At 65.4% G+C, this 1,599-nt stretch carries 2 protein-coding genes; both read right to left on the bottom strand.

Going from position 1 to position 1,599, the window contains the following annotated elements; all coding sequences use genetic code 11:
• On the bottom strand, window positions 1–1,220 hold a 1,220-nt coding region (locus K0F85_RS28245), incomplete at its 3' end, for a thiamine pyrophosphate-binding protein (protein WP_219119120.1).
• Window positions 1,217–1,599: 2-deoxy-5-keto-D-gluconate 6-phosphate aldolase domain-containing protein (locus K0F85_RS28240; protein ID WP_219119119.1), on the bottom strand; the 383-nt coding region annotated here is incomplete at its 5' end. The genes K0F85_RS28245 and K0F85_RS28240, both read right to left, overlap by 4 nt.

Raw genomic sequence — 1,599 nt, 5'->3', positions numbered from 1 at the left:
GAGCGCTGCACGGCGCCGATGACTTCGCCGTCATACGGCAAGCCGGCCAGCTCGCGCCGCCCCGTGATGCTGTTGACTATCTCGCGCCAGGCGTTCCCTGCCTGCTGCGCCCGGTCCAGCCACTGGCCCGCACTATTCCAGTTGCCCAGCAGCGGCGACAGTCCCTGCAAGCCCAAAGTCGCGTCCGCCTGCAAGCCCAGGCCACGGCGTTTCAGCGCGTCAAAACCATTCACATTCAGGCTCACCAGTTGCGCTTGCGCAAACAGGGAATTCGAGCCCGTCGTGAAATCCTGCAAGCGCGTGCCGACGGCCAGCACCACGTCAGCCTCCGCCGCCAGCACATTGGCGGCAGGCGAACCGGTCACGCCGATGGCGCCCAGCTGCAGCGGATGATCCCACGGCAAGCTGCTTTTGCCCGCCTGGGTTTCCGCCACGGGAATGCCGTGCCGTTCGGCAAACGCCTGCAAGGCGGCGCTGGCCTGGCCGTACAGCACGCCGCCACCGGCCACGATCAGCGGCTGTTTCGCATTTTTCAATAGCAGCGCCGCTTCTTCCAGTTCGCATGCCACCGGTGGCACGGCGCGCAAACGCACGATGCGCGGCGCGAAAAAGTCGGCCGGGTAGTCATACGCCATCGTTTGCACGTCTTGCGGCAGAGACAGGGTGACGGGGCCGCAGGCGGCCGGGTCCGTCAAGGCGGCAATCGCCCGTGGCAAGGCGGTGAGCAACTGTGCCGGATACACGATGCGGTCAAAATAACGCGACAGCGGCTTGAAGGCATCGTTGACCGACACGCTGCCGTCGCTGCCATCTTCCAGCTGCTGCAGCACCGGGTCCGGCGCGCGCGAGACGAACACGTCGCCGGGCAAGAGCAATACCGGCAAGCGATTCACGTGCGCCAGGGCGGCGGCCGTCAACAGATTGGTGGCGCCGGGGCCGATGGAACTGGTGACGGCCATCATGCGCCGGCGCATGTGGGCTTTCGCGTAGGCAATGGCCGAGTGCGCCATCGCCTGCTCGTTGTGGGCGCGGTAAGTGGGGAAGCTGTCGCGGTACTGGTACAGTGCTTCGCCCAGGCCCGCCACGTTGCCGTGGCCAAAGATGGCAAAGGCGCCGCCGAACAAGGGCACCAAGCCCCCCTCGCCATCCTCCGTGCGCAAGGCGGCCAGATAGCGCACCAGCGCCTGCGCCATGGTCAAGCGTATCGTTTGCGCGCTCATGCTGCACGCTCCAGACGGTTGCGCGTACGCTGCCACAAGCTGATGAGCTGCTCGAAGTTGGCGCGCACGGCGGCGATCAGGCCCGCATCGTCGAGTTCGCCCGCCAGCCAGCGGCGGCTCGGCTCCTGGAAGATGGTGCGGCCCACCATGAAGCCGCGACACGTGGTGCTGGCACTGGCTTGTTCGAAGCTGGCGGCCAGTTTTTCGATAGGCGCATTCAAACCCAGCAAGACAACGCCACGGCAATACGGATCGCGCTCTTGCACGAGGGCATCGATGGCTTGCCATTGCTGGGCCGACATGCTTTCCAGTTTCCACCATTCCGGATAAATGCCGAGGTTGTACAGGCGCTTGACGGCGCGCAAGACAGTATCGTCAT

Source organism: Janthinobacterium sp. UMAB-56 (genome assembly GCF_900095265.1).
Classification (GTDB): Bacteria; Pseudomonadota; Gammaproteobacteria; order Burkholderiales; family Burkholderiaceae_D; genus Janthinobacterium.
This window is presented reverse-complemented; position numbering and strand designations above follow the sequence as displayed.